General features: G+C 51.0%; 6 protein-coding genes and 1 tRNA gene. All 7 read left to right on the top strand.

What is annotated here, in order from left to right:
* The coding region (locus D6694_01935; GenBank protein RMH47444.1) for a DNA recombination/repair protein RecA at nt 1-171 on the top strand (171 nt) is incomplete at its 5' end.
* Nucleotides 131-667 carry a regulatory protein RecX gene (locus D6694_01930; GenBank protein RMH47443.1) on the top strand — a complete coding sequence of 179 codons (537 nt, stop codon included), beginning with the start codon at nt 131-133 and terminating at the stop codon, nt 665-667. The genes D6694_01935 and D6694_01930, both read left to right, overlap by 41 nt.
* A complete protein-coding gene (locus tag D6694_01925; GenBank protein RMH47442.1) occupies nt 627-3,239 on the top strand; it encodes an alanine--tRNA ligase in 2,613 nt (870 codons plus the stop codon). Before D6694_01930 ends, D6694_01925 begins: the two co-directional genes overlap by 41 nt.
* A 143-nt stretch (nt 3,240-3,382) precedes the next feature.
* Nucleotides 3,383-3,589, top strand: a complete 207-nt coding sequence (gene csrA / locus D6694_01920) for a carbon storage regulator (protein RMH47441.1) — start codon at nt 3,383-3,385, stop codon at nt 3,587-3,589.
* A gap of 84 nt (nt 3,590-3,673) precedes the next feature.
* Nucleotides 3,674-3,765 (top strand) — tRNA-Ser (locus D6694_01915).
* A gap of 69 nt (nt 3,766-3,834) precedes the next feature.
* Nucleotides 3,835-4,035: a hypothetical protein gene (locus D6694_01910; GenBank protein RMH47440.1), complete on the top strand. Its 201-nt coding sequence runs from the start codon at nt 3,835-3,837 to the stop codon at nt 4,033-4,035.
* A gap of 16 nt (nt 4,036-4,051) precedes the next feature.
* Nucleotides 4,052-4,465 (top strand): hypothetical protein, encoded by a 414-nt coding sequence (locus D6694_01905; protein ID RMH47439.1) that lies wholly within the window; start codon nt 4,052-4,054, stop codon nt 4,463-4,465.
* Nucleotides 4,466-4,502: the final 37 nt, after the last annotated feature.

The following is a 4,502-nucleotide window of genomic DNA, read 5'->3' as shown; positions in this document are numbered from 1 at the left end:
GCATGGTATTCGTATCAGGGAACGAAAATTGGGCAAGGCAAACAAAATGCGGTTCAGTATCTCAAGGAAAATCCGCAAATAGCTGAAGAGATCGAACGCGAACTGCGAAAACGTTTGTTGACGGTCCCTGATGAAAACCATGCAGCGTCGCCGCAGCAAGAAGAAGTCTGAAGGTTCTCGTCTGCGAACCGCCTATATGGAGGCGGTTCGCTTGCTGTCCCGCCGAGAATACTCTGTTCAAGGGCTCCGTGAAAAATTAGCAAGGAAAGGCTACACGCCGGAGCAAGTCGCACAAGCCGTTTCCCTTTGTATTGAAGAAGGTTGGGTCAGTGACCAACGCTTTGCGGAAAGTCTCGTTCGTTATCGAAAATCTATGGGAAAGGGGCCGCGGCATATTGAGCATGAGTTGCGACAAAACGGAATTGATGATGCGATTGTGCAAACAGTGCTTGATCCGGACGACAAGGATTGGGAAACTTCTTGCCTTCATATTTATCGCCGAAAATTTGGTGAAGCACCGCCAGCGGATCCGAAGATGCGGGCAAAAGTGTACCGGGCCTTGTCCGCCCGTGGCTTTACCGTAGAACAAATTCGCTTAACTCTCAGGAAAGTGGAAAACGATTACCATGAGCGAGAAAAAAATCACATCGAGTCAGGATATTCGTAATTCGTTTACAGAGTTTTTTGCTGCGAAAGGACATACGGTAGTGCCGTCGTCCCCTCTGATACCTGCCAACGACAATACGCTATTGTTCACTAACGCGGGCATGGTCCAGTTCAAGGATGTTTTTCTGGGGCGGGAGCAGCGCGACTACTCGCGTGCGGTTTCAGTACAGAGATGTGTGAGGGCCGGTGGTAAGCACAATGACCTTGAAAATGTCGGTTATACGGCTCGCCATCATACGTTTTTTGAGATGCTAGGTAACTTTTCGTTCGGGGATTATTTTAAGCGGGAAGCCATTGCGTATGCGTGGGAGTACCTCACAAAGGTATTGCAACTGCCCGAAGAGAAATTGTGGGTGACCGTCCACGAATCAGACAAGGAAGCCGAAGCCATCTGGTTAAAAGAAATTGGTGTATCCCCGGAGCGATTCTCCCGCATGGGCGATAAGGATAACTTTTGGCAAATGGGTGATACCGGTCCCTGTGGTCCGTGTTCTGAAATTTTCTATGATCATGGCCCCGAGGTGGCTGGAGGGCCGCCAGGTTCACCTGATGAAGATGGCGACCGTTACATTGAGATCTGGAATCTCGTTTTTATGCAGTACGAGCGAGACGAGTTCGGCAAACTGCATCCCTTGCCGAATCCGTCGATTGATACCGGTATGGGGCTGGAGCGAATTGCGGCGGTGCTGCAAGGAGTCCATTCGAACTATGAGATTGACACATTCAAACTTTTGATTCGTGCCGCGCAGCGCGAAACTGGATGCCAAGACATTGAAAATCGTTCACTGCGCGTCATTGCCGACCATATACGGTCATGTGCATTCTTAGTACTGGATGGCGTCACACCGTCCAATGAAGGACGAGGCTATGTGTTGCGCCGGATTATTCGCCGAGCGGTGCGTCATGGTTTCATGCTCGGAGCGCCTGATGGGTTTTTTCACCGTCTTCTGCCGGATCTGATTGAAGCGATGGGCGAGGCTTACCCGGAGCTTGGCCAACATCAAGCGCGTATCGCCCAAGTGCTTGCGCGAGAAGAGCATCAATTTAGCCGGACGATCGAGCAAGGCATGGGGTTATTGGAAGAAGCCATTAAAAAACTACAAGGCACAGTCATTCCTGGCGAACTGGCATTTCAGTTGTATGACACTTATGGCTTTCCTTTCGATTTGACCGAAGACATCGCGCGAGAAAAAGGACTTCAAGTTGACCGTGCGGGATTCGATGCTGAAATGGCCAAGCAACGAGCACGTTCCAAAAGCCATCAAAAATTTAGCCGTGGCTATGAACAATCTATCCAGCCATCGGTAACAACCGAATTTGTCGGCTACGAGGTCTTGGAGACACAGGCAACTGTTGGCGAGATTTTTGTTGGCAATGAAAAAGTCGACGAAGTTTCACAAGGTATGGAAGCAGTGATTGTGCTCGATAAGACACCTTTCTATGCAGAATCTGGCGGTCAAGTCGGAGATAAAGGGGTGTTGCGCGCAGAGCACGGCACATTCCGAGTGACGGATACGCAAAAACAGGGCGCCGCATGGCTGCATTATGGCACAGTGCTGAAGGGACGGATCGGCTGTGGCGAAAAAGTTGTGGCCGCAGTCGAATCTGAAAGCCGCTGGGCGACCGCAAGACATCACAGCGCAACCCATTTGTTGCATGCGGCGCTTCGTCAGGTGCTCGGCGAACATGTTATGCAAAAGGGATCGCTTGTCGAAGCGGAACGTTTGCGATTTGATTTCTCTCATCCTGAGGCGCTGACACAAGCGCAAATTTTTGAAATAGAAGCCTTGGTGAATGCCCAGATTATGGCCAACCATGAGGTCAAAACGGAGATAATGGCGCCAGATGAGGCGAAAAAAGCAGGGGCCATGGCGCTGTTTGGTGAAAAGTATGGAGATCAGGTGCGCGTCCTGACCATGGGTGATTTCTCCAAGGAACTCTGCGGGGGGACACACGTGACACGCACTGGCGACATCGGCCTGTTCCGAATTACATCTGAATCCGGTATTGCGTCGGGGATCAGGCGCATTGAGGCAGTTGCTGGCGACAAAGCGATTCAATGGACGCAGTCAAGAGATGCACTTTTGATGGCAACAGCGAACTTGGTCAAGTCGTCACCGGCTGAGCTTCCGGAACGGATACAACAAATGCAAAGTCAGCTTAGAAGTTTGCAGAAAAAGTTGGAAAAAGCCAAAGCCGAGGCACTATTGGCTGCCGGTGCGCAAGAAGCTCCGCAACAGATTGGCGATCTGAAGCTTGTGGTAAGGCATACCCAAGGCTTGGAAATGAAAGCGCTTCGGGAAAGCATGGATCAACTCCGTAGCCGTGTTCAGGATGGAATCTGTATCTTGACGACCAAAAACAGTGACAAAGCGCAGTTCATTATCGGCTTAACTGGTCGAGCGAAGGCGCAGTTGAACGCAGGAGAGTTGGTCAAAGCACTGGCTCAATTGACGGACGGAAAGGGTGGAGGTCGTCCTGACCTCGCGCAAGGTGGTACTGGCAAACCGGATTCGCTTGAGGAGGCTGTCGAGAAGCTGATTGAGCAAATTCGAAAAAATATTTGTGGTTAGACCTTTATTTACCACGCGAATTTACCGATAATTCGCCCCGCAGGTTGGGTTTCCTTGACAGGACGGGAAAGTGTTCGATACTTAAACATACCTGTCGGGGAACGGAAGTAACGCCTACGGGCAAGGTAAAGGAGATTGACATTATGCTCATATTGACTCGTCGAGTTGGAGAAACCTTGATGATTGGTGACGAAGTGACAGTGACCGTCTTGGGAGTGAAAGGCAACCAAGTTCGAATTGGTGTCAACGCCCCTAAAGAGATTGCGGTGCATCGTGAGGAAATTTACTTGCGCATTCAGCGTGAAAAAGCGCAACAAGCCGCCGAAGGTAACCAACCTACGGATGAGTGACAGAACTTTCTCGAAGTGCTTGCATTTTCTGTTTGATAAGGTAACATTCCGGCCGTCAACAACTTGACGGCCTTTTAATACCCCGGAGAGGTGGCCGAGTGGCTGAAGGCGCTCCCCTGCTAAGGGAGTATGGGCGTTAAAACCCATCGAGGGTTCGAATCCCTCCCTCTCCGCCATCGATTAGCTTATCTCTCCGTCCTGAAATTTTCATTGAATATGCCTCGGACACCACCCGTTACCGCCAGGTGAAAACCGGCGGCGGTCAAACCGTGACCGCATTGTATGTGGACAAAGTTTTTGAACACATCACCATCAGGGCCATGGGCCAGCCGGCACGCGTGGGGCAAAAGGCTTATCTTGGCGATGTGGCGGTGTTGACCGAGACCCGTGTGGGCGATGGCCTCAGCGAGGTGAGCAACAGGACGTTGCGAATAACATCTGGATGATGTCCAGCTTATCCATATGAACGGCCGAGTCTACGCCCCGGTCTTAGGCCACTTCCTCTCAGTCGCCCCCTTTATCCAAGGCAACGGCAACAGCCAGGGCCTCAATCCCTACAGCTATATCCTGAACAACCCGCTGGCGGGTGTGGATCCGACAGGGTATGAAGTGGCTTGTGATGGTAACACTGGCACCACTTGCGCCAAGCAAGAAGCGGCCAAGGACATTCAAGCGAAAGATGTCAAACGGATTCATATTGACAAGACGACTGGAAAAGTGATTGTTGTTAAAAAAGACGGCAGCACTGTGGAAGTGGGGCAATTTGTCAAGCGAGGGATAAGTGCCGGCGCAACAGTGATTTCTGCCAACGACCCCGGAAGAAGAGGAGCGGTTTCTATATCAACTGTTCGCCGTACCGCAACCAATAAGACTTGATGGACAGCAATGAAGAAGTTAGAACGCTTGTTGTATC

It is taken from the genome of Gammaproteobacteria bacterium (genome assembly GCA_003696665.1).
Taxonomy (GTDB): Bacteria; Pseudomonadota; Gammaproteobacteria; order Enterobacterales.
The sequence above is the reverse complement of the archived record's forward strand: the minus strand, read 5'-3'. Positions and strand labels throughout refer to the sequence as shown.

Bases quoted from the DNA above. Each gene is read 5' to 3' on its own strand.
- csrA (RMH47441.1), top strand. From the start codon at position 3,383: ATGCTCATATTGACTCGTCGAGTTGGAGAAACCTTGATGATTGGTGAC.
- D6694_01925 (RMH47442.1), top strand. From the start codon at position 627: ATGAGCGAGAAAAAAATCACATCGAGTCAGGATATTCGTAATTCGTTT.
- D6694_01905 (RMH47439.1), top strand. From the start codon at position 4,052: ATGAACGGCCGAGTCTACGCCCCGGTCTTAGGCCACTTCCTCTCAGTC.
- D6694_01930 (RMH47443.1), top strand. From the start codon at position 131: ATGAAAACCATGCAGCGTCGCCGCAGCAAGAAGAAGTCTGAAGGTTCT.